Annotated in this window: 24 protein-coding genes; 12 read left to right on the forward strand and 12 right to left on the reverse strand. The window is 71.4% G+C overall.

The window, feature by feature from the left end; translation table 11 throughout:
• Window positions 1-36: 36 nt before the first annotated feature.
• Together ACILSK_RS10530 and ACILSK_RS10535 are read right to left on the reverse strand one after the other, a co-directional pair.
• A complete protein-coding gene (locus ACILSK_RS10530) occupies window positions 37-1230 on the reverse strand; it encodes a cation:proton antiporter (RefSeq protein WP_395727143.1) in 1194 nt (397 codons plus the stop codon).
• A gap of 55 nt (window positions 1231-1285) precedes the next feature.
• The gene (locus ACILSK_RS10535; protein WP_395727099.1) at window positions 1286-1975 is read right to left on the reverse strand and encodes a metal-dependent transcriptional regulator; all 690 of its coding nucleotides are present in this window, start codon (window positions 1973-1975) and stop codon (window positions 1286-1288) included.
• A gap of 154 nt (window positions 1976-2129) precedes the next feature.
• Here ACILSK_RS10535 and ACILSK_RS10540 point away from each other — a divergent pair, with 154 nt between their 5' ends.
• The 3 genes from ACILSK_RS10540 to ACILSK_RS10550 all read left to right on the forward strand — a co-directional run bounded on the left by ACILSK_RS10540 (window position 2130) and on the right by ACILSK_RS10550 (window position 7009).
• Window positions 2130-2981 (forward strand): sulfurtransferase, encoded by an 852-nt coding sequence (locus ACILSK_RS10540; protein ID WP_395727100.1) that lies wholly within the window; start codon window positions 2130-2132, stop codon window positions 2979-2981.
• Between the two features lie 97 nt (window positions 2982-3078).
• Window positions 3079-4260, forward strand: coding sequence for an acetoin utilization protein AcuC (locus ACILSK_RS10545; protein ID WP_395727101.1), 1182 nt, complete (start codon window positions 3079-3081; stop codon window positions 4258-4260).
• Window positions 4253-7009, forward strand: coding sequence for a GNAT family N-acetyltransferase (locus ACILSK_RS10550; protein ID WP_395727102.1), 2757 nt, complete (start codon window positions 4253-4255; stop codon window positions 7007-7009). Before ACILSK_RS10545 ends, ACILSK_RS10550 begins: the two co-directional genes overlap by 8 nt.
• A 6-nt stretch (window positions 7010-7015) precedes the next feature.
• Here ACILSK_RS10550 and ACILSK_RS10555 read toward each other — a convergent pair whose 3' ends face one another.
• From ACILSK_RS10555 to dtd, 3 genes are all read right to left on the reverse strand, one after another.
• Window positions 7016-8671 (reverse strand): MFS transporter, encoded by a 1656-nt coding sequence (locus ACILSK_RS10555; protein ID WP_395727103.1) that lies wholly within the window; start codon window positions 8669-8671, stop codon window positions 7016-7018.
• Between the two features lie 182 nt (window positions 8672-8853).
• Entirely contained in the window at window positions 8854-9861 is a 1008-nt protein-coding gene (locus tag ACILSK_RS10560) for a sigma-70 family RNA polymerase sigma factor (RefSeq protein WP_395727104.1), read from the reverse strand.
• A 285-nt stretch (window positions 9862-10146) separates the two neighbouring features.
• Window positions 10147-10626, reverse strand: coding sequence for a D-aminoacyl-tRNA deacylase (gene dtd, locus ACILSK_RS10565; protein WP_395727105.1), 480 nt, complete (start codon window positions 10624-10626; stop codon window positions 10147-10149).
• A gap of 44 nt (window positions 10627-10670) precedes the next feature.
• Here dtd and ACILSK_RS10570 point away from each other — a divergent pair, with 44 nt between their 5' ends.
• Window positions 10671-11018: a hypothetical protein gene (locus ACILSK_RS10570; protein WP_395727106.1), complete on the forward strand. Its 348-nt coding sequence runs from the start codon at window positions 10671-10673 to the stop codon at window positions 11016-11018.
• Here the strand turns inward: ACILSK_RS10570 and ACILSK_RS10575 are convergent.
• Together ACILSK_RS10575 and ACILSK_RS10580 are read right to left on the reverse strand one after the other, a co-directional pair.
• Window positions 10984-12501, reverse strand: coding sequence for a methyltransferase (locus tag ACILSK_RS10575; protein ID WP_395727107.1), 1518 nt, complete (start codon window positions 12499-12501; stop codon window positions 10984-10986). The genes ACILSK_RS10570 and ACILSK_RS10575 overlap by 35 nt on opposite strands.
• Window positions 12502-12567: 66 nt before the next feature.
• Window positions 12568-13038, reverse strand: coding sequence for a hypothetical protein (locus ACILSK_RS10580; protein ID WP_395727108.1), 471 nt, complete (start codon window positions 13036-13038; stop codon window positions 12568-12570).
• 262 nt (window positions 13039-13300) lie between these two features.
• Between ACILSK_RS10580 and ACILSK_RS10585 the strand changes: the two genes are divergently transcribed.
• The 4 genes from ACILSK_RS10585 to ACILSK_RS10600 all read left to right on the forward strand — a co-directional run bounded on the left by ACILSK_RS10585 (window position 13301) and on the right by ACILSK_RS10600 (window position 16407).
• Window positions 13301-14518: an HNH endonuclease gene (locus ACILSK_RS10585; RefSeq protein ID WP_395727109.1), complete on the forward strand. Its 1218-nt coding sequence runs from the start codon at window positions 13301-13303 to the stop codon at window positions 14516-14518.
• 302 nt (window positions 14519-14820) lie between these two features.
• The gene (locus ACILSK_RS10590) at window positions 14821-15156 is read left to right on the forward strand and encodes a nuclear transport factor 2 family protein (protein ID WP_395727110.1); all 336 of its coding nucleotides are present in this window, start codon (window positions 14821-14823) and stop codon (window positions 15154-15156) included.
• Window positions 15157-15257: 101 nt separating this feature from the next.
• Window positions 15258-15854: an HhH-GPD-type base excision DNA repair protein gene (locus ACILSK_RS10595; RefSeq protein ID WP_395727111.1), complete on the forward strand. Its 597-nt coding sequence runs from the start codon at window positions 15258-15260 to the stop codon at window positions 15852-15854.
• A gap of 175 nt (window positions 15855-16029) precedes the next feature.
• The gene (locus ACILSK_RS10600; RefSeq protein WP_395727112.1) at window positions 16030-16407 is read left to right on the forward strand and encodes a DUF3099 domain-containing protein; all 378 of its coding nucleotides are present in this window, start codon (window positions 16030-16032) and stop codon (window positions 16405-16407) included.
• A 16-nt stretch (window positions 16408-16423) separates the two neighbouring features.
• Here ACILSK_RS10600 and ACILSK_RS10605 read toward each other — a convergent pair whose 3' ends face one another.
• The gene (locus ACILSK_RS10605) at window positions 16424-17347 is read right to left on the reverse strand and encodes a PfkB family carbohydrate kinase (protein ID WP_395727113.1); all 924 of its coding nucleotides are present in this window, start codon (window positions 17345-17347) and stop codon (window positions 16424-16426) included.
• Window positions 17344-18270: a pseudouridine-5'-phosphate glycosidase gene (locus ACILSK_RS10610; protein ID WP_395727114.1), complete on the reverse strand. Its 927-nt coding sequence runs from the start codon at window positions 18268-18270 to the stop codon at window positions 17344-17346. The genes ACILSK_RS10605 and ACILSK_RS10610 overlap by 4 nt, the downstream gene beginning before the upstream one ends.
• A 132-nt stretch (window positions 18271-18402) precedes the next feature.
• Between ACILSK_RS10610 and ACILSK_RS10615 the strand changes: the two genes are divergently transcribed.
• The gene (locus tag ACILSK_RS10615; RefSeq protein WP_395727115.1) at window positions 18403-18639 is read left to right on the forward strand and encodes a DUF3039 domain-containing protein; all 237 of its coding nucleotides are present in this window, start codon (window positions 18403-18405) and stop codon (window positions 18637-18639) included.
• Window positions 18640-18642: 3 nt separating this feature from the next.
• On the opposite strand, the gene ACILSK_RS10620 is transcribed toward ACILSK_RS10615, so the two are convergent.
• Entirely contained in the window at window positions 18643-19809 is a 1167-nt protein-coding gene (locus tag ACILSK_RS10620; RefSeq protein ID WP_395727116.1) for a YihY/virulence factor BrkB family protein, read from the reverse strand.
• Between the two features lie 388 nt (window positions 19810-20197).
• On the opposite strand from ACILSK_RS10620, the gene ACILSK_RS10625 reads away from it, so the two are divergent.
• Window positions 20198-21931 carry a DEAD/DEAH box helicase gene (locus tag ACILSK_RS10625; RefSeq protein WP_395727117.1) on the forward strand — a complete coding sequence of 578 codons (1734 nt, stop codon included), beginning with the start codon at window positions 20198-20200 and terminating at the stop codon, window positions 21929-21931.
• Between the two features lie 11 nt (window positions 21932-21942).
• Here the strand turns inward: ACILSK_RS10625 and ACILSK_RS10630 are convergent, their stop codons facing one another.
• Entirely contained in the window at window positions 21943-22479 is a 537-nt protein-coding gene (locus ACILSK_RS10630; RefSeq protein ID WP_395727118.1) for a hypothetical protein, read from the reverse strand.
• A gap of 144 nt (window positions 22480-22623) precedes the next feature.
• The gene (locus tag ACILSK_RS10635; RefSeq protein WP_395727119.1) at window positions 22624-22818 is read right to left on the reverse strand and encodes a hypothetical protein; all 195 of its coding nucleotides are present in this window, start codon (window positions 22816-22818) and stop codon (window positions 22624-22626) included.
• A gap of 486 nt (window positions 22819-23304) precedes the next feature.
• On the opposite strand from ACILSK_RS10635, the gene ACILSK_RS10640 reads away from it, so the two are divergent.
• On the forward strand, window positions 23305-24762 hold the full coding sequence (locus ACILSK_RS10640; protein WP_395727120.1) for a cytochrome ubiquinol oxidase subunit I: 1458 nt from the start codon (window positions 23305-23307) through the stop codon (window positions 24760-24762).
• A 57-nt stretch (window positions 24763-24819) separates the two neighbouring features.
• Entirely contained in the window at window positions 24820-25839 is a 1020-nt protein-coding gene (gene cydB / locus ACILSK_RS10645) for a cytochrome d ubiquinol oxidase subunit II (protein ID WP_395727121.1), read from the forward strand.
• Window positions 25840-25851: the final 12 nt, after the last annotated feature.

Genomic DNA, 25851 nt, shown 5'->3' on the forward strand with positions numbered 1-25851 from the left:
GCGACACTCACCGGTCCAGGCTACGGGCCCCGCGGGTCAGCCTTCCTCGGCGATCTCCGGAACATCCCGGTCGGCCGGCTTGCGGGCGCCGTCCGGTGCCTTGCGGTGCAGGGCCAGGCCGATCAGCGGGAACAGCAGCACCGACAGCATGCCGGCGCCCACCAGCGCGGTCGCGGTACCCACCGGGAGATCGCCGGAGCTGACGCCGATGCCGGTCACCGCGACGACGATGGGCAGCCCGGTCGACCCGAGCAGCACCACCGCCCGCCGGTCCGCCGGGACCAACCCGCGGGAGGTGAACAACGTCGACGACCCGCGGACCAGCACCAGCAGGATCAGGAAGACCGGGAGCATCAGCAGGGTCGTCGGGTCCGCCAGCAGGGCATCCAGGTCGAAGGTCAACCCGGTGCTGATGAAGAAGATCGGCACCAGGAACCCGAAGCCGACGGCCTCGAGTTTGCCCTCGATCGCCTCCTTGTCGTGCGGGCCGGCCCCGGACAGCAACAGCTTGGCGATCACCCCGGCCGCGAACGCGCCGATCAGCATGTCCAGGCCCAGCACCAGGCTGAGCGCGACCAGCAGGAGCAGCAGGCACAGCACCAGGCGCACGGCGAACTGGCCGCTGGTGTGCAGGGTGGCGGTGATCAGCGAGTCCAACCTCGGGTGGGTGCCGCGGCTGGCCAGATAGATGGCCCCGGCGGTGATCACCACGAAGCTCAGCAGGACGACGGCGGCGAGTCCGGGCTCGCGACCGGACAGGAACAGCGAGATGGCGATCAGCGGGCCGAACTCGCCGACCGCCCCGATGGCGATCACGGCCGCGCCGAACGGTGTCCGCAATTCGCCGGCGTCCCGCAGGATCGGCATCAGGGTGCCGAGCGCGGTGCTGGTCAGCGCGACGCCCACGAAGATCGCCGCCGCCGGGGTCGGCGCGAGCAGCAGGGCCACGGCTACGCCCAGCACCAGGGCGAACAACCAGCCGACGATCGATCGGTTGAGCGGTCGACCCCGGATCCGGCCGAAATCGATCTCGTTGCCGGCCAGGAAGAACAGCATGCACAGGCCGAGGTTCGACAGCTTCTCGGTGCCATTCGTGGGGTGCACCCAGCCGAGGACGGCCGGCCCGAACACGATGCCGAGGACGATCTCGAAGACCACCAGCGGGATCCGCACGACGCGGCCGACCACGGACGCCAGAATCGGCGCCACCACGGCCAGTAGCGGCAGCATGACCAGCACGCTCAGCGGCAGGTCCACCCCGACTCCTCGGGTCCGTCCGGCCCGGTCAGGCTGCCGGCCGGACGTGGATGCCGTGCGCGATGTCGGGGGACAGTTCGGTCGTCACGGTGCCGTCCCCGACGACCATCGCATCCCCGCGAACCCCGAACTCCAGGACCGCCCCGGGAACGACACCGCCCCGGTGCAGCCGATCCATGACCGTCGGCTGGTTCTGCACGATCTCGATGATCCGGCGCACCTCGAACCGGCCGCCGCGCCCGGCGGCCACGTCGGCGCCGATGAGATCGCGGTGGGTCTCGGTCACCGGGTCCGCCGACTCGCCCAGGTGGTCCAGCCCGGGAATCGGGTTGCCGTACGGGGAGGTCCGCGGGTGCCCCAGCAGGGCGACCAGCCGCTGCTCGACCTGCTCGCTCATCACGTGTTCCCAGCGGCACGCCTCGACGTGCACGTCCTGCCAATCCAGGCCGATGACATCCAGCAGCAGGCGTTCGGCGAGCCGGTGCTTGCGCATCACCGCGGTGGCCCGGTCCCGGCCGAGATCGGTCAGCTCCAGGTGACGGTCGTCCGAGACGACGAGCAGACCGTCGCGTTGCATCCGGGCGACCGTCTGGCTGACCGTTGGCCCGCTCTGATTCAGCCGCTCGGCGATCCGGGCCCGGAGCGGAACGATGCCCTCTTCCTCCAGCTCGAAGACGGTCCGCAGATACATCTCGGTCGTGTCGATCAGGTCGTTCACGCTCGGAGTCTCCTTCTTGGGCGCTCGCGATCCTACTCGGGTGGGTCGACGGTCCAGGGGGATTCGGCGGTGCCGGGTCCGGGCGGTGGGCACTCACGGCACGCCCGGCGGGCGCGCGCAACCCCTTTCCATCGAGGCTTCACAATAGTCGGCGATGAACGTCTCCCCGCGGTCCCCGTTGATCCCTGCCGCCGAGCTGTCCGAGCGGATGGCCGGCGGGTCGCCACCGGTCCTGCTCGACGTCCGCTGGACGCTGGCCGGCGGCAGTGACCCGGACGGGTTCCTGGCCGGTCGCGTCCCGGGCGCCCGGTTCCTCGATCTGGACCGGGACCTCGCCGCCGCCCCGGGCCCGGGCGGCCGGCACCCGTTGCCCGATCCGGCCGACCTGCAGGCCGCCCTGCGCGCGGTCGGGCTGCACCCCGGTGACGACGTCGTCGTCTACGACGGCGGGCCGGGGCTGGCCGCGGCGCGGGCGTGGTGGCTGCTGCGATGGGCCGGGTTGACCGACGTGCGGGTGCTGGACGGCGGCTGGCCGGCCTGGGCCGCCGCTTCGGCGCGGCCCACGGAGTCCGGACCGGCCGATCCGGTCGTCCCCGGCACGATCGCCGTCACCCCCGGGGGGCTGCCGGTCGTCGACGCCGACGGCGCCGCGGCCGCCGCCGACGCCCCCGGCGCGGTGTTGTTGGACCTGCGGGCCGCCGCCCGGTACCGGGGCGAGGTGGAACCACTCGATCCGGTCGCCGGACACATCCCGGGCGCGGTGAACCTGCCGATCGCCGACCTGATGCGGGCCGACGGCACGTACCGGCCGGCGGCCGAGATTGCCGAGCAACTCCACGCGGCCGGTGTCGGCCCCGGTACCGACGTGGTCGCCTCCTGCGGATCCGGCATCACCGCGTGCCAACTGGTGCTGGCCGCCGAGCAGGTCGGCATCGCCGCGATGCTCTACCCCGGGTCCTACTCGCAGTGGTGTGCGCTCGGCCGGCCCGTCGCCACCGGCGGCTGAGAATGGCCCGTCCAGGGCCGAACGTCGCAGATCACCGGTGAGCAGGCCCACCCGGCAGCCCGCTGCCCGGCCGGACGGGCCGGGTTAGCCTGTGCCGATGGCAGCGCCGCTGGTGACCTGGGATCGACGGATGCTCGGCTACGACCTCGGGGGAGATCACCCGCTGCACCCGTTGCGATGGGAACTGACCTGGGCGTTGGCAAGCGAGCTCAAGGTGCTGGACGCCTATGACGTGCTCGTCCCGGAACCGGCCGACGACCAGACCCTCGGCTGGGTGCACACCCCCGGGTACATCGCCGCCGTGCGGGCGGCGTCCAGCTCGGTGCCGATGGCGGTCGGCCACGGACTCGGCACCGACGACAACCCGATCTTCCCCGGCATGCACGACAACGCCGCACTCATCGCCGGCGGGTCCATCGACGCGGCCCGGGCCATCGCGACCGGTCAGGTTGATCGGGCGGTGAACTTCTGCGGCGGCCTGCACCACGCGATGCCCGATCACGCCTCCGGCTTCTGTGTCTACAACGACGCCGCGCTGGGCATCAAGGCGATGCTGCACGAGGGCGTCCAGCGGGTCGCCTACATCGACGTCGACGCGCACCACGGCGACGGGGTGCAGGCCGCGTTCTACGACGACCCCCGGGTGCTGACCATCTCGCTGCACGAATCGCCGTTGACCCTGTTCCCGGGCACGGGCTGGGCGACCGAGATCGGGGTCGGCGCCGCGCAGGGCACGGCCGTCAACGTGGCGCTGCCCGCCGGGACCGCGGACGCGGCCTGGCTGCGCGCCTTCCACGCCGTGGTGCCGGGGATCGTCCGGGCCTTCCGGCCGGAGATCCTGGTGACCCAGCAGGGCGCGGACGCGCACCGGGAGGACCCGCTGGCCGACCTCATGCTGACCGTCGACGGGCAGCGCACCACCTACCTGGCGCTGCGCGAGCTGGCCCGCGAGGTCACCGGCGGCCGCTGGCTCGCCCTCGGCGGCGGCGGCTACTCCCCGGTCCGGGTCGTGCCCCGGGCCTGGACGCACCTGCTGGCCATCGTCGCCGAACGGGACCTGGACCCGGCCACCCCGATGCCGGAGGAATGGATCGCCCAGGCTGCGCGGGCCCGCCCCGACATCCCGCTGCCCATCGACATGTCGGACGGCCAACCCGGACCGGTCGGGTACGACCGGTGGGCCGGGCATCAGGAGTTGGCGGTCGACCGGGCCATCCTGCAGACCCGGGACTCGGTCTTCCCGCTGCACGGTCTCGACCCGCGAGATCCCCGTGACTGAACCGATTCCCACCGAACCCGCCGGCGGACCGGTGGTCACCGAGCCGGCCGCGACCGAGCCGGCCGTGACCGGCCCGGCCGGGCGCGAGTACCCGCAGCAGTGGGAGGCCGACGTGGTCCTCGCCGACGGCGGGGTGGCCCACGTCCGCCCGGCCGCCCGGGCCGACGCCGACCAGATCCGCGCCATGCACGGCCGGATGTCGGCCAGATCGCTGTACCTACGCTACTTCTCGGCGGTCAAGCAGGTATCGGACGCCCAGGTCTCGATCTTCGTCGACGTCGATCACGAGACCGCGATCGGCCTGGTCGTCGAGCTCGGCGGCGAGCTGATCGCGGCCGGCACCGCGCACCGCAACACCTCGTTCGGCGATCCCGACGCCGCCGAGGTCGCGTTCCTGGTCGAGGACTCGCAGCAGGGCCGCGGGCTCGGCTCCATCCTGCTCGAGCATCTGGCGGCGGCCGCCCAGGAGCGCGGGATCCGCCGCTTCACCGCCGAGGTGCTGGGCGAGAACACCCAGATGGTAAGGGTTTTCATCGACGCCGGGTACACGGTGCACCGGGAGTACGACTCCGGCGTCATCGACCTGGTCTTCGACATCGCACCGACCGAGAAGTCCCGTGCCGTCGTGCTCTCCCGGGAGCACCGCGCCGAGGCCCGGTCCATCAGGCGGCTGGTCTCACCGCGGTCGATCGCGGTGATCGGTGCGTCGGCCGATCCGACGAAGATCGGCCATGCGGTGCTGGCCAACCTGCTCGAGGGGGAGTTCGCCGGGCCGGTCTACCCGGTGAACCCCGAAGCCCGGTCGGTGCGTGGGGTGCGGGCCTACCCGACCGTCAACGACATCCCCGATCCGGTCGACGTCGCGGTGGTCACGGTGCCCACCGCGACGGTCGCCGAGGTGGTCGAGTCGTGCCGGGTCAAGGGGGTGCACGGGCTGGTCATGATGACCGGCGGGTTCAGCGACGCCGGGCTGGACGGCGCCCAGGCCCAGCGGCGGATGGCCGCCGTTGTCCGCGGTGCGGGGATGCGGCTGCTCGGCCCGAACTGCCTCGGCATGATCAATACCGATCCCGAGGTGCTCCTCAACGCCTCGCTCGCGCCGGTGGTGCCGCCGGCCGGCCCGGTCGGCTTCTTCTGCCAGTCGGGGGCGTTGGGCGTGGCCATCCTGGCCGACGCGGCGGCGCGTTCGCTCGGGCTGTCCACCTTCGTCTCCGCCGGCAACCGGGCCGACGTGTCCGGCAACGACCTGTTGCAGTACTGGCACGGCGACGACCGCACCGAGGTCGTGCTGCTGTACCTCGAATCGTTCGGCAACCCGCGCAAGTTCGCCCGGCTGGCCCGGGTGCTGGCCCGGACCAAGCCGGTGATCGCGGTGAAGTCCGGCCGGCACTCGCAGGTCGTGCCCGGCCTGGTCGCCACCTCATCGGAGTTGACCGACGACGTGGTGGCGAGCCTGTTCGAGCAGTCCGGGGTGATCCGGACCCCGGGTCTGACGACGGCGTTCGACGTGGCGCAGCTGCTGTCCACCCAGCCGGTCCCACGGGGCGACCGGATCGGCATCGTCGGCAACTCCAGCGCGCTGGGGGTGCTGGCCGTCGACTTCTGCCTGGAGGCCGGTCTCGCCGTCGCGGCCGACTCGCCGGTCGATCTGGGCGTGCAGGTGGGCGCCGCCGACCTGGCCGACGCGGTCCGCGAGATGGCCAACCGCGACGACATCGACGCGTTGGTGGTCGGGTGGGTGCCGCCGGTGGCGACCGAGGGTCACGAGCATGCGGCCGCGCTGCGGGACGCGCTGCGCGACGCGCCGATCCCGGCCGTCAGCACGTTCCTGGCGGTCGACGGGCTGACCCAACACCTGAGCGTGCTGGACGACCGGGGCAACCCCACCCGGGGGTCGGTGCCCTCCTACCGCACCCTCGAACGCGCGGTGGGCGCGCTGTCCTACGCCGTGCGGTACGGCGCATGGCTGGACCGCCCGGCCGGCACGGTGCCGGAGTTGGCGGGGCTGGACCGGAAGGCGGCCGCGGCCGCCGCCCGGGCGGCGATCGAGGCCATGCGCGTCCCCGACGACCCGGCCCGGGCGTTGATCGATGCCGAACTGGTCACCCTGCTCGGCTGCTACGGCATCCCGATCGAGGCCTTCCAGGCGATCGGTTCCGCCGATGACGCCGTGCGCGCGGCCGCCGAGATCGGCTTCCCGGTCGCGCTCAAGTCGTTCGACGAGTCGCTGCGGCACCGGCTGGACCAGGCGGGGGTCCGGCTGGGCCTGCAGACCCCGGACCAGGTGCGGGAGGCATACCAGAACCTGTTCGACATCGCCGGTCCGTGGCAGTACGTGCAGAAGTCGGTGCCGGCCGAACGGACCGGGGTGCCGACCGTCTTCCGGATCACCGCGGACCCATCGTTCGGGGCGCTGGTCTCGTTCGGGATCGGCGGGGTCGCCACCGAACTGCTCGAGGACCGCGCCTACCGCACGGTCCCGCTGACCGACGTGGACGCCGCCGACCTGATCGCGGCCCCCGGCGCGGCACCGCTGCTGGACGGCTACCGGGGCGCCGAGGTGGTGCCCAAGGAACCGCTGATCGACCTGGCCCTGCGGCTGTCCGCGCTGGCCGACGACGTGCCGGAACTGGTCGGCCTTCAGCTCCAGCCGGTGCTGGCCGGTCCGGCCGGCATCGCGATCACCGGGGCCACGGGCATCATCGGTCCACCGTCCGAATTCGACGACTGGCGCCGCCGGATGCAGTGACCGACGTCAACTCGGCTCGGCCGTCTCGACCTCGGGATGCTCGGCCGACCCGGGCGGCACGACGGGGATCCGGCCGGTCAGGAACAGGGCGAAGATGGCGACCAGCCCGGCGGCCGCGAAGGCGACCTGCAGCGCCTGCAGCCGCGCGTCCGCGTTGATCGCGGTGATCTCCTGGGCATCGGCGGCGGACACCCCGGCCGCGGTGAGCTCCGCCTCGACCTGGGCGTCGGAGATGAACGGGACCCCGCTGGCCAGGTCGGTGGTGATCTGCGCCTGGACCGGGACCGAGAGGGACGAACTCGACGCGACCGCGGTCAGGGCGGCGGTGCTCAACGTGGCGATCAGCACCGATCCGATCAATGCGGTGCCCATCGAGGCCCCGAGGTTGGTCGCGGTGTTCTGCAGCCCGCCGACCTCGGCCGCCTGATCCTCGGACACCGCCGACACGGTGACCGCGCCGAGTTGCGAGGCCAGCGCGCCCAGCCCCAGTCCCATCAGCACCATCGGGATGGTGACGACCGCGGCGTCCGCCTCCGGATCCATCCCGGCGACCAGGAACCCGATCCCGACGATCATGCACAGCAGGCCGATCCGGACCACCCGCCGCGGATTGGCCTTCGGCCACACCTTGGGAATGCCGACCGCGGCCAGGAGCAACGCGATGGACAGGGGCACCAGCCGCACCCCGGTCTCCAGGGCCGAGAGGCCCAGCACCACGGACAGGAACAGCGGGATCGCGAAGAACACGCCGGCCTGGATCATGAACTGGGCGAAGAACATGGACAGCCCACCGGAGAGTTGCCGGACCCGCAGCATGCTGGGCCGGACCAGGGGTGGCAGCGTCGTCGGGTCCTGCGCATGACGCCGCTCCAGCCGGCGCTCCCAGTGCAGGAACACCCAGACCACGAGGAGCCCGGCGCCGATGAACCAGGTCGACAGGGACGCGCCGAACAGGGCCGGCGCGCCGACCTTGGGCACCACCAGGCCCCACTCGCTGGACTTGAGCACGCCGTAGACCAGGAGCCCGAGCCCGATCACCGACAGCAGCGACCCCAGATAGTCGATCCGGCTGGGCACGGGCGGGGTGTCCCGCAGCTTGCGCAGGGTGGCCAGGATGACGATGGCGATGACGACCTCGCCGAAGAACACGTACCGCCAGGACAGGTAGGTCGTCATCGCGCCGCCGATCAACGGGCCGGCGGCGACGGCGACGGCGGACGCCGCGGCCACCATGCCGTAGGCGGCGGACCGCCGCTCGGGGGCGAAGTTCGCGGCGACCAGGGCCACGATCGCCGGCATGATCAGCGCGGCGCCGACCCCTTCGAGGAACGACCAGCCGAGGAGCAGCACCGGCAGGTTCGGCGCGATGGCGGTGACGAACGAGCCGGCCGCGTAGATCACCATGCCGATGCCCATCGCCCGGCGCCGGCCCATGATCGAGCCGAGCTTGCCGCCGGTGATCATCAGGGTGGCCATCACCAGCGTGTACAGCGTGATCGCGGTCTGGATCCCGGTGATCGTCGTGCCCAGGTCGGCGGCCACGGTGGCCATCGACACGTTCATCACCGAGCTGTCCAGCGTCATCAGGAACTGGCTGGCGGCGAGCACGGCCAGCACCAGGCCGGCCCCGGTGCGCGCGGGCGCGGACGCAGGAGTTGTCACCGAACCATCCTGGGGCCTGCGGGCCTCGGACCGGATGATCCGGTTCGGGTGAGTTGTCCGGGCCGGCACCGGTGCGAAACGGCGAAGGACCGGGTCCGTGCGTACACAGACCCGGTCCCTCTGGCGACGGCGCGCAGACCCCGTTGTCGAGGCGCTCGCCGCTACATATTCACGAACCGCCGTCAGCTCGCGTAGGAGCGCAGCACCTCCGAGCGGTCACCCACCCGCAGTTTGGCCATCGAGTCGCGCTCGATCTGGCGAACCCGCTCGCGCGAGATGCCGAAGTGTCGACCGATCTCGTCCAGCGTGCGGGGACGACCGTCGTCGAGCCCGTACCGCAACCGCACCACGGTCTGCTCGCGGTCGTCCAGCGTCCGCAACACCCGGTTGATGTCGTCGTGCATGAATCCGGCGACGACGGCCGCCTCGGCGGAGGTCGACTCGGCGTCCTCGATGAAGTCGCCGAGCGGCGCCTCCTCGTCGGAGCCGACCGGCATGTCCAGGCTCACCGGATCCCGGGCGTGATCGAGCAGGTCGGCGATCTTCTCCTCCGGGATGCCCGATTCGTGAGCGAGTTCGGCGAGCGTGGCATCCCGACCCAACTGCTGGTGCAACTCACGCTTGAGCCGGGAGAGCTTGTTGACCTGTTCGACCAGATGGACGGGCAACCGGATGGTGCGGCCCTGGTCGGCCATACCCCGGGAGATTGCCTGCCGGATCCACCAGGTGGCGTACGTGGAGAACTTGAAGCCCTTGGTGTAGTCGAACTTCTCCACCGCGCGGATCAGGCCCAGGTTGCCCTCCTGGATCAGGTCCAGCAGCGGCATGCCGCGACCGGTGTACCGCTTGGCGAGCGACACGACCAGACGAAGGTTGGCCACCAGCAGGTGGTTGCGGGCCCGTCCGCCGTCGCGGACGACCATGCGCAGATCCTTGCGCCGCTGCAGCGGCAATTCGACGCCGGACTCGAGCATGTGCGCGGCGAACACGCCGGCCTCGATCCGCTTGGCCAGCTCCACTTCCTGCTCGGCGGTCAGCAGTGCGGTCTTGCCGATCCCGTTCAGGTACACGCGGACCAGATCCGCCGATGGACCCTGGGCATCGAGGTCCTCGTCGCGGCTGGTGGGCCGCGAGGTGGCAGTGCTGGTGGTGCGGCTCGGCTTATCGAGGTCGTAAGCGGGTGCGACCATGGTGCTGCTCCCTTCGTTCCGTTCAGGCGAGCCGTTTGCTGCTGACCCGCTGACTATTCGAACGTCTGTCAGCCCCGATTTAGTTCCCCGGACGAAGCGTCTGCGATTCCCGGGGCTGGGTCCCGATGACGGTGCGCTTTCGTGTGCAGTACCCAATCCCGGCGCACTGTGACTTGCGGTGTGCCGACCATGGGAACTCCATGGGAAACCGGCCGTCGGGGCCGACGTTCCACTCGTTCAGATGCCCAAGAGACGCTCGGCGGCGGTCCTGATCACGCGAACGGCCTACGGAGTGAGATAGGTCACATCAGGCGGTCGGAGCTCGAGCAGCACCGTGAACGGTCCGTCGTTGACGCTGGTGACCCGCATCATCGCGCCGAACTGTCCGGTGGCGACCTGCGCACCGCGCCGCCGCAGCTCCGCGACCACCTCGTCGACCAACGGCTCGGCCCGATCCCGCGGCGCCGCCAGGTCCCAGGACGGGCGCCGGCCCTTGTCGGTGCGGGCGTACAGGGTGAACTGGCTGACCACCAGCAGCGGCGCGCCGGTGCTCGCGCAGGACAGGTCGTCGCGCAGGATCCGCAACTCGTGCAGCTTGGCGGCCATCGCGCGGGCCGTGGTCGCGTCGTCGGTGTGGGTGACGCCGACGAGCGCGAGCAGTCCGGGCCGGTCGATCCGGCCGACCACCTGTTCGCCGGCGCCGTCGACGGTGCCGGTGTCGATGGACACGTGGGCGGACAGGACTCGGGTGGCCACGGCTCGCACCCGGGCATCGTGTCAGGTCGAGGTGGGTGCGGCACGATGGCGGGATGAAGGGACACGCGTCGGAGCCGGATGGCTCGGGGAGTTCGCTGCGTTCGATCGGGTCGGTCGGCTCGATCCTGTCGATCGGGTCGGTCGGCTCGATCCTGTCGATCGGATCGGCCGGCTCGATCCTGTCGATCGGATCCGCGGGATCGGTGTTGTCGATCGGGTCCGCGGCGTCGGTGGGATCGGTGTACTCGTTCGCCTCGGTCGGTTCCGTCTGCTCGGCGCTGTCCGTGCTCGGCGTGTTCGGCGCGGGACGCGCGCCCACCTGGGCGGCGGTGGCCGGCATGGTGGCGGCCAACCGGCACGCGCAGCTCAGGCGCCGACCGGCAGCAGCAGACCCCGCATGACGGCGACCCGCACCGACGGCACGACCGCCGCGGCCAGCGCCCCGGGCGGGACGGAATGGGCCGAGGCCAGCAGCTCGACGAGCACCTGCAGCGGTACCGCGCCGGTGCAGCCGGCCAGCAGCGCCTGACTCCACTCGTCCAGCTGCAGGGTGGCGCCCGGACCGCCCGGCCGGCGCACCATCCGGAACACCACGTTCCAGCCCTCGTGTCCGGGCAACGCGCGCTGTTCCAGCAGCACCTGGGGGGCGAGTTCGAAGCGAGTGGCCAACAGCCGGGCGTCGTCGGTCGACTCCGCCCAGGACCGGCTCGTCAGGAACGCGCGGACCTCGTCACCGGTGATCTCCTCGCCGGCGATCTCGTCGAGGGTGACCGATGGCTGGTCGGATCCGTTGTGTCGCAGGGTGATCAGGCCCATCCCGATCCCGCGGACCCGGTGCGCGGCGAACCAGTCGAGCCACTCGGCGGCCAGTGCGTTGGCGGCCGCCCGGTCGCCGCCGGACCGGCCGTCCTCGCCGGCGTCGGCCAGCCACAGCCCCACGTACTCGGCGGGGTCGGCGATCTCCCGTTGCACCACCCAGGCGTCGCAGCCACTGGCCGCGACCCACTCGCCGACCCGTTCCCGCCAGTCCGTGTCGCCGACGACGAGCCAGTTGGCCAGCAGCTGCGCGGTGCCGCCCTCGGTCAGGTGCGTGCGGGCACCCTCGACGATGGCGCGGCCGACGCCGTCCCCGGGCATGCCCGAATCGCGGTAGGTGAAGCGGGTGCTGCCGTCGCCGACGACGAACGGTGGGTTGGACACGATCAGGTTGAACCGCTGCCCGTCGACGGGTTCGAACAGCGACCCGCGGCGCAGGTCCCAGGTCTGCCCGTTGAGCCGGGCGGTGGCCGCGGCCAGGGCGAGCGCCCGGGGGTTGACGTCGGTGCCGAGCACCGTGTCGGCGTGCCCGGCCAGGTGCAGTGACTGGACCCCGCAGCCGGTGCCGAGGTCCAGAGCGGTGCCGACCTGGTCGCGGACGATCGCGCGAGCCAGGGTGATCGACGCCGACCCGAGTCCGAGCACGTGATCAGGGCGAACCGGCCCCGGCCGGACGTCCGAGTCCAGGTCGGAGACGAGCAGGAACTCGTCGTCGTCGGTGGCATGCGGGCGGACGTCGAGGGCCGCGCGCACCTCGTCGCCGTCGCGCTCCAGCAAACCCTGGGCGAGCGCGGCGGGCAGGCCGGTCGTCGGCAGGGCGCGGGCGCCGGCGGTCTCATCGACGGTGGCGCCGAGCAGGAACAGCCGGACCAGGGTGGCCAACGGGGAGCCGTCCCGGGTGGCCCGCAATGCGGCGGCCGGTTCCCCTCGGCCCAACGCACGGTGAGCACCTGGTCCGAGCAGCTCGGGCACGCCGACGGCATCGAAGCCGGCGGACCGGAGATCGGCGCCCAGTCGGTCGACGGTGTCCGGATCGGACAGGGGCTGGACCACGCTGGCGTTACTCACCCGCCCAGCTCATCACGCCGACCCGAGCGGGCTCAGGCGGGGCCGAGCGCGGTGGTGATCGGAGCCTTAGCCCTGTTGGGCGGCGAGCGCGGCGCGGACCCGGCGGTCGTCCCGGGCCCGGTAGCGCAGCGCGTACCCGGTGCTCGACGGGCCGGCCGCATGCTCGGCCCGGACCATGTCGGCCTGCACCCCCTGCGAGCGGACCTCCTGCAGGAGGTCGAGCACGGCATCGGGCTCGGAAAGTTCCAGGCAGACGGCGCTGCGTCGCCACTGCACCTCGTCGACCACCCTGGCCGCGGCGACACCGAGCAGCGCGCCGCCCACCGCCGCGGCCGCCAAGCGGCCGGGATGGACACGCCGTCGTCGGCCGGTCAGACCGCCCACGAGTCCGACCGCCACACCGGGAGCGAGCAGCGCCACCCAGCCGGTGGGTGAGAATCCCATCCGCCGGAAGCCGAGCGCGGTGGACGCCGCGTGATGATCGGCCATCTGCTCCGACGAACGCGGTTCCCTGGTCAGTGCCGAGCTGGAGGCCATACCGCCAGGGTAGGTCGCGCCCGTGGATTCGACCATCGCCCTTCCCGGCTGTTCTTGATCGCGGTACGACCTTTCACGGCGACCGGGGGCGCCGTCCCGTCGGGCCGTCGGTGTCTGCGCCGCCGGGACCGGCCGCTGTCGGACCTCAGTGAGACGCTGGTGATTCCGGTACCTCCACTTGGTGGGCATGTGTTCGAATTGACTCACTCTAGCTGTGAATACTATCTTGTGCAAGACCTGATCGGACAGTAGACTCGAACGTATGTCGTCGATCGTCGAGGCCGCTGCCGTGTTCCTCGCGGCGCTGGCCGGGGCGGGCCTGGACGAGTTGACCGACCCGGAGCGGATCGATGAGCTGACCGCGTTGGAGCGGGTGAAGTCGGCGGCGTTCGCCCGGCAGGCGCAGGTGACGGACGCGTTCGCCGGGTCGCAGCGGGCATTGTTGGTGGTGGCGGGGTCGAAGCCGGGAGAGATCAGCCGGTCGGTGTGTGGGCAGGTCGGGTTGGCCCGGCGGGACAGCGCGCACAAGGGGAACCGGCATGTCGGGTTGGCTCGCACCCTGGTGCGGGAGATGCCCGGGGTGCTGGCCGTGCTGGCGGCCGGTGAGGCCAGTGAGTGGCGGGCCACGATCATTGCTCGGGAGACGGCGCATCTGTCGGTGGAGCACCGCGCGCAGATTGATGCGGCGATCGCGGGCGAGTTGGCCGGGTGGGGTGATGCGCGGACCGAGCGGGAGGCCCGGGGGTGGGCGCAGCGGCTCGATCCGCATGGTGCGGCGGAGCGGGCGGCGAAGGCGGGGGTGGACCGGCGGGTCAGTATCCGGCCGGCGCCGGACTGCATGACGTACGTGACGGCGCTGCTGCCGGTGAAGGACGGGTGCGCGGTGTTCGGGGAGTTGCATCGCACCGCTTTGACGGGCGCGGTCGACGTGGCCGAGCACCGGTCCAAGGGTCAGATCATGGCCGACGCCCTGGTGGACCGGGTACTGACACCGGCCGAGGGGCCACCGATGGTGCCCGGCGTCGAGGTGCATCTGGTGATGACCGACCGGACCCTGGTCGACGCGGACGACGAGCCCGCCCACGTCGTCGGGGTCGGGCCGATCCCGGCGCCGCTCGCCCGGGACCTGGTCCGCGCGGACGAGCAGACCCGGGTGTGGGTGCGGCGGTTGTTCACTGACCCGACCACCGGGGAGCTGGCCGCGACGGACGCTCGGCGGCGGGACTTCCCGTCCGTCGCGCGGATGTTTCTGACCGTGCGGGATCAGGTGTGCCGCACCCCGTCCGGTCGGCCGAGCTTGCGAGGCCGCCACCAGACGCAGCGGGAGGGCATGAGCACATTCGGCGACGAAGGAGCCGGATTGCTCTTTGCACTCCCGGTGGGTCGCCGATCCGGCACGCCGACCACGCCGTGGCCGTCGCGAAGGGTGGGGACACCGACCCGCGCAACGGCAACGGTCGCTGCGCCCGGTGCAACCTGACGAAGGATCTGCGGGGCTGGGCCACCCAGGTGCGGGACGGCACCATCGTCACCACCACCCCGACCGGGCACCGCTACCGCAGCCGGCCACCGAAACCCCCCACCTCCGCACCCTGGGCACGGACATCGGCGCCCTGGACGTCAACCCCGGTCCTTGAGTCGGTCGACGCACCGATCGCCGATTGCGCCCGTTCCAGATATTCTTCGCCTTTGACCGGATTGCGCTGTCTTGATGTCGACCCGCAGGTCATTCATCGGCGCTGAAGGCGTCGATACTCAGGGAGGTCTCCCATCAGTACTCGGTTGCCGCAAGACGTCTTCTCCCACCACGTCGACGCGGTGTCACGGGCCGACATGACGGCGATCCTGGCGGACTACGCCCCCGACGCAGTTCTCCTCACGTCCCAGGGTGCACTGGAAGGCCACTCCGGGGTGGAGGCATTCTTCCGGCAGGCCAGCGCGGCGCTGGGCACCTTCGAGTTGAGCGTCACCGGGACGGTGTTCGGCGGAGATGCTCTCCTGGCGCATTGGACGGCCTCCTCGCCGACGGGTCGCATCGACGACGGGATCGACTCCTTCGTCTTCGTCGATGGCCGGATTCAGGTGCAGACGTCGAGCTTCACGATCCAGGCGGTCTGACGGCCGCGAGAATCAACGTCGTCGCCGACCCCTGAGTGGCGGTATCGGGGGCCCGATCGCACCCGTGCCGCGGCTGCGGGGGACCGGCCCGGTCGCGCACAATGCTCGGCATGACCGCCACCGAGATGTTCCTGACCGGCGACTCCGCGGCCGATGCGCTCCTGGCCGGTGACCCGAACGCCCTGCTGCTCGGCATGGTGCTGGACCAGCAGGTACCGATGGAGAAGGCGTTCGGCGGGCCGGCGGTGATCGCCGAACGGATGGGTGGGCGGCTGGACGTGCGAGCCATCGCCGACGCCGACCCGGACGAGTTCGCCGCGCTGTGCTCGCAGCGCCCGGCGATCCACCGCTTCCCGGCGTCCATGGCCAAGCGGGTGCAGGCCACCTGCCGGGTGTTGACGGACAGCTACGACGGCGACGCCGCGAACGTGTGGGCGGACGTCGCGGACGGCGACGAACTGCTGCGCCGGATCGCAGCCTTGCCCGGGTTCGGCGCGGCCAAGGCGCCGATCTTCGTGGCCCTGCTGGGCAAGCAGTACGGCGTACAGCCGCCCGGCTGGCGGGCGGCCGCCGGGGTGTACGGCGAGGCGGGCAGCCACCGGTCCGTGGCCGACGTCGTCGACCAGCCGTCGCTGGAGCTGGTCCGGGCGGCCAAGAAGGCGGCGAAGGCGGCGGCGAAGGCCGCCGGCGGGGGCTGATTCCGCCGCCCGGCGACGGGGCCAGCGCCCGATGCCCGAGTGGCCGACGCGGTGTCGGTCGCCGGGGCGTAGCGTGGGCCACGGGCAGCCTGGTGGCTGGCTTGGCCCGCTCAGGTTGCGGCGCGACCACGTTCCGTGGAGCGCCGTCCGGTCGACGCGGAAGCGGGTTTGTCGCATGACCTTCGGAACCGATCCCACCGCCGGCGCCCAAGGGCCCGCCGGCAGTTCCCGCAAGGCGCAGCCCGCGCTGATCACTGCGGCCGAACCCTCCTACGACGAGCAGCTGCGGTCCCGGCGGATCCGCTACTCGATCATGATGGGCCTGCGGATCCCGTGCCTGATCATCGCGGCACTCCTGTACCAGACGCCATGGCTGGCGATCACCGTCGCCGCCATCTCCATCCCGCTGCCCTGGATGGCCGTGCTGATCGCCAACGACCGGCCGGCGCAGAAGCGGCGTCCGGTGGCGCCGGTGCCCATCAACCCCGAGCGCGCCCTGACCTCCGGCACCCACGAGATCGTGGACGGCAGCACGACGGCCGAACCCCGCTGACCCCCGGGTCAGCAGCTCACCCCGACGATCGGGCGCCGCGCCGGCCGGCGACCGAGGTGCCTGCCGCCACCCCGGCGGCCAGCGCTGGTCCGGGGCCGTCCCCGCGTAACCACGCGACCAGGAACCCGGCGTCGAAGCCATCACCGGCGCCAATGCTGTCCGCGTCGGCGTCGGTGATGGCGTCGGCGTCCGCGTCGGCCGCGGACCTCGGGCGCTCGGGCCGATCGACGACCCGGTCGACCGGCACGTGCCGGTCACCGGAGCGCGAGTACCACGACGCGCCGCCGGAACCCCGGGTGACGGCCGCCGCGTCGGCCGCGTCGAGCAGCCGGACCGGCCCGCCCAGAGCGACACACTCGGCCTCGTTCGGCAGCAGCAGGTCGACGCCGTCCACCCAACCCAGGAAGCGATCGGCGCCCGCGGTTGCCACGCCGGCCGCCGTCTGAGGGTCGACCGAGGTGGTCCAGCCGGCCGCGCGGGCCGCCGTCAATGCCGCCAGCCCGGCCGGCCGGGACTCGTCGTCGAGCAGGACGTAACCGGACAGATGCAAGTGCCCCGGGCCGGTGGGGAGCGCCACATCCGCCGATCGCAGGCCGGCGTTGGCGCCCCGGTCGGAGACCATGGTCCGCTCGCCGTCCGGGCCGACCAGGACGATCACCCGGCCGGTCGGCCGGACCGGATCGACCGCGAGGCGGCAGATCACCCCGCGGCCGGTCAACTCGGCGTCCGCGGCGCGGCCGGCCTCGTCGTCACCGATCCGGGCGATCAGCTCGACCGGCACGCCCAGCCGCGCGATCCCGGCCGCGGTGTTGGCGCCGGCGCCGCCGGCGTGGCTGGTGATCCGCGCCGGGGTGTCGTCGCCGGGTGCGACCGGCGCGGCCAACCGGCACCGCACGTCCAGCATGACGTCGCCGACGACGGTCACCCGGGTCGCCGTCATGCCGGGCCGGTCTGGGCGGCGAGCGCCACCGCGATCTCGGCGGCGAGGGCCGCGTTGCTCAGCACCAGGTCCAGGTTGACCCGCAGGCTCGCCCCGCCGGTGGACCGGTGGAAGAACTCGAGCAGACGCGGAGTGACGTCCTTGCCGCTGACCGATTCGGCGGCCAGCAGGGCCAGGCCCTGCTCCAGGGTGCGATCGTGTAGCTCGGGATCGAGCTGCCGGTCCGGCGGGAGCGGGTTCGCCACGACGACGGCGGCGTCGTCCAGGCCCAGCCCGCGCCGCCGGAGGAGGATCGCGGCGGCCTGGCGGGCGTCGTCGATCCGCCATGGCACGGGAAACCCGGAGTCGGTCAGGTAGAAGCCGGGGAACCGGTCGGTGCGGTATCCGAGCACCGGTACCGACAGTGTCTCCAGGTACTCCAGGGTGCCGCCGACGTCCAGGATCGACTTCACCCCGGCACACACCACGACGATCGGGGTTCGTCCCAGCACGCGCAGATCGGCGGACACGTCGAAGGTGCTGGCGGCCTCCCGGTGCACCCCGCCCAGCCCGCCGGTGGCGAACACCGCGATGCCGGCCCGATGGGCCAGCGCGGACGTGCTCGCCACCGTGGTGGCGCCGTCCATCCCGAGAGCCACGGCGACGCCCACGTCTCGCACGGACAGTTTGGCGATGTCGTCGCCGGCACACAATCGGTCCAGCTCGGCCGGACCCAACCCGACCCGCACCGCGCCGTCCAGCACCGCGATCGTCGCGGGCACGGCGCCGCCGGCGCGCACCGCACTTTCGATCCGGTCCGCCGCCCGGCGGTTGTCACCGCGGGGCAAGCCGTGCGCCAGGATCGTCGACTCCAGCGCGACCACCGGCCGGCCGGCGGCGACCGCATCGGCGACCTCGTCGGCTACCACAAGCGTTCCGGGCAAGCTGCCACCTCCGGGCTGATCGTCGACCACCGGCGGGTCCTTTTCGCGCGTTGCCACCCGGCCGGCTGGCATCATGGCTGGTGCAGCCCGACCACCGCGAGTCGCGGTCGGCGCGCCCGAACAGGAGCCATCATGTCGACGACCACCACCACGACGCTCGAGAAGCCGCTCGAGCGCACCACCGACAACGACGACACGCCGAAGATGTTCCACTACGTGCGCAAGTCGAAGATCGCCGAATCGGCGGTGATGGGCAACTACGTCGTCGCCCTGTGCGGTGAGACCTTCCCGGTGACCCGCTCGCCGAAGCCGAACTCGCCGGTCTGCCCTGACTGCAAGAAGATCTTCGAGTCGCTGAAGAAGGGCTGACCGTCAGGTCGCGGCGCCGCCCGGCGCCGGCCCGGTGGCGGGCGGCGCCGGCCGATCCCGTTCCGGGTCGTACCGCTGCCATTTGCGCAGCTCCCGCTTGGACGGTCGGGGTGGGTAGTACTCGAGCATGGCGTTGTTGAACTGCGCGCCGATGATCACGGCCATCGAGACGAAGTAGTAGAAGAGCAGGAACGTGATCGGCGTGGCCAACGCACCGTAGGTGAGCCCGTGCGCGTACACGTAGGACAGGTACAGGCGCAGGCCGAAGCTGGCCACCAGGAATACCGCGGCGGCCAGAAACGCCCCGGGCACCCCCCGGTACCAGGGATGTTTGTGCTTGGGGGCGACCTTGTACAGGACCGTGAGCAGGAAGATCAGGCCCAGCGCCAGCGCCGGGTAGTAGGCGATGTTGACGATGTTGGACACCTGGCCCCGCCACGACTCGGGGAAGAGCTTGGGCAGGTAGTCCGGGCCGATGGCCAGCAGCGGCAGCATGATGATGCCGGACAGCAACGCCAGCAGGTACAGGCCCAGGGCGAAGAACCGTTCGACGACCGGGTGCCGCACCTCGTGCTGGCCGTAGGCGATGGTGATGGACTCGACGAACGCCGACATCGCCGACGACCCGGCCCACAGGCTGATCACCAGGCCGACGGACACCACGTCGGCCTGACCCTGACTCAGGATGGTCTCCACCGTGTTGCCGACGAGGTTGTCGGCGACCTCTTCGTTGAAGATCGCGTTGAGGAACAGCAGGATCTGCTCGCGGATCTGGTCGATCGTGCCCGCCGGGAAGTACCAGTTGACGACGTACCCGATGAGCCCCAGCAGGGCCAGCAGCAGCGGCGCGGTGGACAGCGCGCACCAGAACGCCGCCTGCGAGCTCAAGCCGAACAGCGAGTCGCCCCACGCCTTGGACAGCGTGCGGCCGATCACCTTGCGCCAGCGGTGCCGCACCTTGGGCGGGGCCACCAGCACCGGTCCGGTGCCCTGGCGGAACCAGGGGACGGTGAGTTCGGCGTCCCCGCTCGTCCCGGTGCGGTCCTGGCCGGCCTGGTCCAGATCCACCCGGTTGAGCGCAACCGTCGCCGTCGCGTCCGCGGGCGAGCCGGGGTCGACCGGTGCGGTCGCCGGGCCGGGAGCGGCACCCGGGGCGGGCGGGGTACTCATCGCTGCACCGTTCCCCGTCGGCCGGTCGGTCGAACGGGCGCGCGGCACGCCGTTGCCCGCCCCCGGTTCCATCGCGGCGGGTGCGCTCGGCGGGCCGGGGACCGGCCGGGTCGGATCCCGCGGCGGCGGGGCAGCCGTGCTCACCCCACGAGCATGCCTCGACCGCGCCCGGTGGCGGTAACGCGACAGGCGGTTCCCACCCCGGTCGGGGCCAGCTGAGACCTTTTCGAAACATTCCCGAGGTGCGCGGCCCACCCGTCGGGCGAGGGTATGGTCGTGGGTCGGCGCAGCCTCGGGTGCGGTATCGAGGCGCCGGTATCCCTTACCCGCGTGACGGTTTGGGGACGCCGATCGAGTGATGCAGGGAAGGGCGGGGGTGGAGGGACGGGTGGGACAGCCGCCGCTTCGCCCGTGGCAGCGGGAGGCGTTGAACGCCTACCGGGACACCCAGGCCGTCGCCGGCCGGCGCGACTTCCTGGTGACCGCGACCCCGGGCGCCGGCAAGACGACCTTCGCGCTGGCCGTCGCCGGCGAGCTGATGCGTCGCCGGGTGGTCGATCGGATCGTCATCGTCTGCCCGACCGACCACCTGCGCACCCAGTGGGCGGACGCCGCCGCGGTCTTCGGGTTGGTGCTCGATCCGAAGATGAGCAACGCCCAGGGCCCCGTACCCGGGGGCTGCCAGGGCTACGTCGCGACGTATGCCCAGGTGGCCGCGCGCCCGGCGATCCATGCCGCGCGCAGCGGGCGGATGCGTTCGCTGGTGGTGCTCGATGAGATCCATCACGCCGGCGACGGCCTGTCCTGGGGGGAGGCGGTCGGCGAGGCGTTCGGTGAGGCGCACCGGCGGTTGTCACTGACCGGCACCCCGTTCCGCACGAAGGCGGGGGAGCGGATCCCGTTCGTGGAGTACGAGACCGACGGCGACCTGCTGCGGTCCAAGGCCGACTTCACCTACGGCTATCGCCGGGCGCTGGCCGACCGGGTCGTCCGGCCGGTGGTCTTCGCCGCCTACAGCGGGGTTTCCCGGTGGCGCAACAGCGCCGGTGAGGTGATCGCCGCGTCGTTGACCGGTGCCGGCACGAAGTCGGTGGAGACGGCCGCCTGGCGCACCGCGCTCGACCCCGCGGGGGGCTGGGTGCCGCACGTCATCGCCGCGATGGACGAGCGGATCAGCCAGTTGCGTTCCTCCGGCATGCCGGACGCGGCCGGGTTGGTGCTGGCCAGTGACCAGGACGACGCCCGGGACTACGCCGACGTGGTGCGGCGAATCACCGGCCGCAAGCCGGTGCTGATCCTGTCGGACGATGCCGCGGCGTCCAAGCGGATCGAACGGTTCCGCGGCAGCGACGAACGGATCGCGGTCTGCGTCCGGATGATCTCCGAGGGGGTGGACATCCCGCGGGCCGCCTGCCTGGCCTGGATGACGTCGTATCGCACGCCGCTGTTCTTCGCACAAGCGGTGGGCCGCGTCGTCCGGGCGCGGAACTCGCGGGAGGCCGCGACCGTGTTCCTGCCCGCCGTGCGGCCGTTGTTGGCGCTCGCCGCGGAGCTGGAGCAGGACCGGAACTACGTGATGGCCCCGCCACCGCCGGTGGAGGACGATCTTGACGCGCTGGCCGATCCGCTGCCCCGGGAACCGGCCGAGCCCGGTGGGGGCAAGATCGAGGTCCTCGACTCGGAGGCCGAGTTCGCGCACGTGCTGCACTCGGGCCGGGCGGTCGTCTCGGCCGGTGGGTCGGGCCGCGAGACCCCCGGCGCCGGGCCGGTGGCGGTCAGCGAGGACGACCAGGAGTACCTGGGGCTGCCCGGGCTGCTCAGCCCGGAACAGACGGCGGCCCTGCTGGCCACCCGGGATTCGGACCTGCGGCGGCGGGTGGCGTCGATGCCACGGGACCCGATGGTGGACGCCGCCGAACGGGAGACCGGGACCGGCTGGCGGGCGGCGGCGGACCTGCGCCGCGAGGTCAACCAGCTGGTGGCCCGGGTGGCGGCCCGGACCGGCAAGCCGCACGCCACCGTGCATTCCCAGGTGCGGCGCGCGGTGCCGGGCCCGGCGTCGGCGGCGGCCGATCCGGACCTGCTCAGCGCCCGCCGCGATCACCTGCTCGGCCTGCTGTAGCGCGGGCCGGGTCAGCCGGTGGACAGGGCCTTCCAGGCCCCGATGAGGCCAACCAGGCCGGAACCCAGGAACAGGTAGAGGCCCACGCCCGCCTGGCCGAACAGGCCGAAAACGCCGAGGTCGACGACCTGCCGTGCCTGCATGATCACCCACAGTGCGCCGGCCATCGACAGCAGCGAGATGAGCAGGCCCGCGGCGCCCAGCGGGCGGTGGTTGATGGGGGCGAACATGGCCAGCCCGAGCACGATCAAGGCGCCACCGGCGACGGCACCGCCCAGGACGGCCAGGGTGGCCCAGACCACTTCCGGGGCGGGGGCGGGGAGCAGACGAAGGGCCCGGTAGACCTGCCAGCCCCCGCGGGCCACCGGGTCACCGCCGCCGACGGTGGCGGGCCCGGCCTTGAGCCAGGGCGCGAAGAGCTGCCAGATGCCGGCTCCACCGGCGACCAGCAGGAGCACCGCCGCGACCGGATCGGGTCGAACCGGTCGCCCGGCCGGGGGTGCGGACATCACGGACCCGGCGGGCACGGCCCGGCCCAGCTGTGCCATCTTGCGCACCTCCATCCGATCCACCCCGGCGGAGCCGGGTCAGGCCCCTGCGGAGCGGCGAGATCGGCGCAAGCATCATCGCGCATCGACGGCCGCGGGCGGTACCGCTGGATCGGGTTGGCCCGGTCGGCGTGCTGCCGTGCTCTATTGCTCGTCGCGGGAGCGGTGGATGACGGCGGCGAGTTGCTCCAGCCGGGCGCCGTGCTCCTGGGCATGGTGGTTGCAGAACAGCAGTTCGCCGCCCGTGGAGAGCACAGCGCGGACCCGAGCAGCGGCGCTGCAGCGATCGCAGCGATCGGCGGCGGTGAGTGCAGCTGGACTGGCAAGAGTGTCGGTCATTGTCGTCCTCTCATCTGGCGGCCACCTGCGGTGGCCACATCGTCACCGTTCACGTCCGACTTCGCGTTCACGGGTTGTGGTGCGTGGCGCTGTCCTTCCCATCGAAACGAGACGTCGCTGTCCCCACGTACGGGATGCAGGAGACCCGTCGCGGGTTGTTCGATACCCGTCCTGCGCATCGACCGCTCCGCGCCGATCTCCGACTCCCTCATCGTGCCATCCGCGGCCCCGCTGACGGCGGGAATTCGCCCGTGGCGTAGAACACCGCGTCCGCGGGCCCGGAAATTACTCCGACGTGTCGTAGAACACCGCATCCGGATGGGTCCCGCTAGGCGGTACAACAAGCAATCGGCCGGTGAGAGGGTTCACACTCGTCACGGGACTTCGGTCCTTGTTCCGTCGCGGCGTCGTCGCGCAGGCTCTGACAGAGTTGACCCACCGCTGCACCGTACGACCGCCGGACCCTGACCCACCTGGAGGACTGACGTGGATCCCCTGAATGTCGCCCGCTGGCAGTTCGGGATCACCACCGTCTACCACTTCTTATTCGTGCCGATCACGATCGGCATGGCGTTCTTCATCGCCATCACCGAGACGGCCTGGGTCCGCACCCGCAAGCCGGTCTACCTGCGGGCGACGAAGTTCTGGGGCAAGGTCTTCCTGATCAACTTCGCGATCGGCGTCGTGACCGGCATCGTGCAGGAGTTCCAGTTCGGCATGAACTGGTCCAGCTACTCACGGTTCGTCGGCGACGTGTTCGGCGCCCCGCTGGCCATGGAGGCGCTCCTCGCGTTCTTCCTGGAGTCCACGTTCCTGGGTCTGTGGATCTTCGGCTGGGACAAGCTCTCGCCCCGCCTGCACTGCGCCGCCATCTGGCTGGTCTCGATCGGCACCATGCTGTCGGCGTTCTTCATCATGTCCGCGAACTCGTTCATGCAGCACCCGGTGGGCATCACGGTCAATCCCGACCGCAGCCGCGCGGAGATGAACGACATCTGGGCGGTGCTCACCCAGCCCCTGAACATGTGGGCGTACTCGCACGTCATCGCCGGGGCGATCCTGTCCGGCGCGGCGATGTTCGCCGGCATCTCGTCGTACTTCCTGATGAAGAAGCGGGACGTCGACGTCTTCCGGCCCGCGGTCCGGTTCGGGCTGGTCGGCATGCTCATCGGGTCGCTCGCCGTGATCATCACCGGCGACCTGCTGGCCAAGGTGATGACCGACGTCCAGCCGATGAAGATGGCGGCGGCCGAGGCGCTGTGGGACACCACCGAGGGCGCCTCGTTCTCGCTGTTCACCATCGGCACCCTGGACGGGACGAGCGAGGTCTTCTCGATCCGGGTGCCCGGTGTGCTGTCGTTCATGGCCACCGAGTCGTTCTCGGGCACGGTCGAGGGCATCAACGACGTCCAGGCCCAGTTCGAGCAGAAGTACGGACCGGGCGACTACCGGCCGAACATCCCGGTCACCTACTGGATGTTCCGGTTGATGATGGGTGCCGGCTTCGTCATGCTGCTGGTCTCGATCGTCGGTTTGTGGCTGACCCGCAAGGGTCGGCTGCCGAAATCCAGGACGGTCTGGCTGCTGGCAATGTTCGCCATCGCCGGGCCGGTGGTCGGTCACTCGGCCGGCTGGATCTTCACCGAGATGGGCCGCCAGCCCTGGACGGTGGTCGGCCTGTACCGGACCGAGGAATCGGTGTCGCCGTCGGTGACCGGCGGTTCGGTGCTGACCTCGTTGATCATCTTCACCGTGTTGTACGGGATCCTGGCGGTCATCGAGATCGGCCTGGTGGTCAAGTACGTCAAGATCGGCCCGCCCAGTGAGGCGGAAGCCCTGGCCTCGATCCGCCGGCGCACCCCACGCGGCGGTGGTTTCGGCGGACCCGACCGGCCGGCCGACACGGACGAGGAGGAGGAGAAGCCGCTCGCGTTCGCCTACTAGGCGCGCCGGCCCACCTCCACTGCCCGTCCAGCACCCTGCACCAAGGAGCGGTCAATCGTGTTCCTCAACAACCTGTGGTTCGTTCTCATCGCGGTCCTGTGGATCGGGTACTTCGTCCTCGAAGGTTTCGACTTCGGGGTCGGGGCGCTGCTGCGGATCGTCGGCAAGGACGAGAAGGGCCGCCGGGTCCTGATCAACACGATCGGCCCGGTCTGGGACGCCAACGAGGTATGGCTGCTCACCGCGGGCGGCGCGACCTTCGCCGCATTCCCCGAGTGGTACGCCTCCATGTTCTCCGGCTTCTACCTGGCCCTCGTGGTGATCCTGGTGCTGTTGATCGTCCGCGGGGTCGCGTTCGAGTACCGCGGCAAGGGGCATTCCGACCAGTGGCGGGCGCGCTGGGACTGGTCGATCCTGATCACCTCCTGGGGCCTGGCGCTGCTGTGGGGCGTCGCCTTCGGCAACATCGTCCGGGGCGTCGCGCTGGACGCCGACCACGAATACGTGGGCACATTCCTGGACCTGCTCAACCCGTTCGCGCTGCTCATGGGGATCACCACGCTGCTGCTGTTCATCACCCACGGCTCGGTCTACCTGGCGCTGAAGACCACCCGGGAGGTGCGGGACCGCGCGCAGAAGCTCGCCGTCCGGCTCGGTCCGGTCACCCTGGTGGTGATGGCCGGGGCGGTCGTCTGGCAGCAGTTCGTCCGGGGCACCACCGGATCCGTCGTGCTGGGCGCGATCGCGATCGGGGCCATGGCGGTGGCGGTCCTGGTCACCCGCGCCGGGCGGGACGGCTGGGCGTTCCTGGCGTCCGCGGTGTCCACGGCCATGCTGGTCACGTCCTGGTTCGCGTCGATCTACCCGAACGTGTTCCCGTCGACGATCGACCCGGCGTACTCGCTCACCATCGAGAACGCCGCGTCCACCCCGTACACGCTCACCCTGATGAGCTGGATCGCGTTGCTGTTCGTTCCGTTGATCCTGGCCTATCAGGCCTGGAGCTACTGGATCTTCCGCAAGCGCATCTCGGTCAATCACATCCCGGAGTCGCCGACGTCCGTGCCGTCGCACTGACCGTGTCCGGAT

Origin of the sequence: Nakamurella sp., from assembly GCF_044224575.1 — a bacterium.
Classification (GTDB): domain Bacteria; phylum Actinomycetota; class Actinomycetes; order Mycobacteriales; family Nakamurellaceae; genus Nakamurella.

What these genes read in the sequence shown, in the direction of transcription:
- ACILSK_RS10570 (WP_395727106.1), top strand. Translation starts at nt 10,671, where the DNA reads ATGAAGGGACACGCGTCGGAGCCGGATGGCTCGGGGAGTTCGCTGCGT.
- ACILSK_RS10600 (WP_395727112.1), top strand. Translation starts at nt 16,030, where the DNA reads ATGACCTTCGGAACCGATCCCACCGCCGGCGCCCAAGGGCCCGCCGGC.
- ACILSK_RS10635 (WP_395727119.1), bottom strand. Translation starts at nt 22,818, where the DNA reads ATGACCGACACTCTTGCCAGTCCAGCTGCACTCACCGCCGCCGATCGC.
- ACILSK_RS10545 (WP_395727101.1), top strand. Translation starts at nt 3,079, where the DNA reads ATGGCAGCGCCGCTGGTGACCTGGGATCGACGGATGCTCGGCTACGAC.
- ACILSK_RS10540 (WP_395727100.1), top strand. Translation starts at nt 2,130, where the DNA reads ATGAACGTCTCCCCGCGGTCCCCGTTGATCCCTGCCGCCGAGCTGTCC.
- ACILSK_RS10595 (WP_395727111.1), top strand. Translation starts at nt 15,258, where the DNA reads ATGCTCGGCATGACCGCCACCGAGATGTTCCTGACCGGCGACTCCGCG.
- ACILSK_RS10580 (WP_395727108.1), bottom strand. Translation starts at nt 13,038, where the DNA reads ATGGCCTCCAGCTCGGCACTGACCAGGGAACCGCGTTCGTCGGAGCAG.
- ACILSK_RS10620 (WP_395727116.1), bottom strand. Translation starts at nt 19,809, where the DNA reads ATGAGTACCCCGCCCGCCCCGGGTGCCGCTCCCGGCCCGGCGACCGCA.
- ACILSK_RS10615 (WP_395727115.1), top strand. Translation starts at nt 18,403, where the DNA reads ATGTCGACGACCACCACCACGACGCTCGAGAAGCCGCTCGAGCGCACC.
- ACILSK_RS10630 (WP_395727118.1), bottom strand. Translation starts at nt 22,479, where the DNA reads ATGGCACAGCTGGGCCGGGCCGTGCCCGCCGGGTCCGTGATGTCCGCA.
- ACILSK_RS10605 (WP_395727113.1), bottom strand. Translation starts at nt 17,347, where the DNA reads ATGACGGCGACCCGGGTGACCGTCGTCGGCGACGTCATGCTGGACGTG.
- ACILSK_RS10585 (WP_395727109.1), top strand. Translation starts at nt 13,301, where the DNA reads ATGTCGTCGATCGTCGAGGCCGCTGCCGTGTTCCTCGCGGCGCTGGCC.
- ACILSK_RS10560 (WP_395727104.1), bottom strand. Translation starts at nt 9,861, where the DNA reads ATGGTCGCACCCGCTTACGACCTCGATAAGCCGAGCCGCACCACCAGC.
- ACILSK_RS10530 (WP_395727143.1), bottom strand. Translation starts at nt 1,230, where the DNA reads ATGCTGCCGCTACTGGCCGTGGTGGCGCCGATTCTGGCGTCCGTGGTC.